This is a genomic window from Acinetobacter sp. Colony158 (assembly GCF_019264745.1).
Lineage (GTDB): Bacteria > Pseudomonadota > Gammaproteobacteria > Pseudomonadales > Moraxellaceae > Acinetobacter > Acinetobacter ursingii.
Genome location: NZ_CP078523.1, coordinates 3,092,806 through 3,093,060, shown reverse-complemented (window position 1 = coordinate 3,093,060; position 255 = coordinate 3,092,806). Strand labels below are relative to the sequence as shown.

General features: G+C 49.4%; 1 protein-coding gene. It reads left to right on the top strand.

What is annotated here, in order from left to right; all coding sequences use genetic code 11:
- A partial coding sequence (locus JR005_RS12505; protein ID WP_218665193.1) for an IS66 family transposase occupies positions 1–255 on the top strand: 255 nt, incomplete at both ends.

Genomic DNA, 255 nt, shown 5'->3' with positions numbered 1-255 from the left:
GAGCTGATTCAGAAACTGTATGCGATAGAAGCAGAGCTCAGGAAAAAGACCGATGGTACAGCAGAACAGCGCCGCGAATACCGACAACAGCACAGCCAACCGGTGATGCAACAACTGTATGAATGGCTCAACCAACATTATCTGACAGTGCCATCGAGTTCTCCCACCGCCAAGGCCATCAATTACACTCTGAAGCGTTGGCCAGCTTTAAGCCGCTATCTGGATGATGGCAATCTACCCATTGACAATAACTGG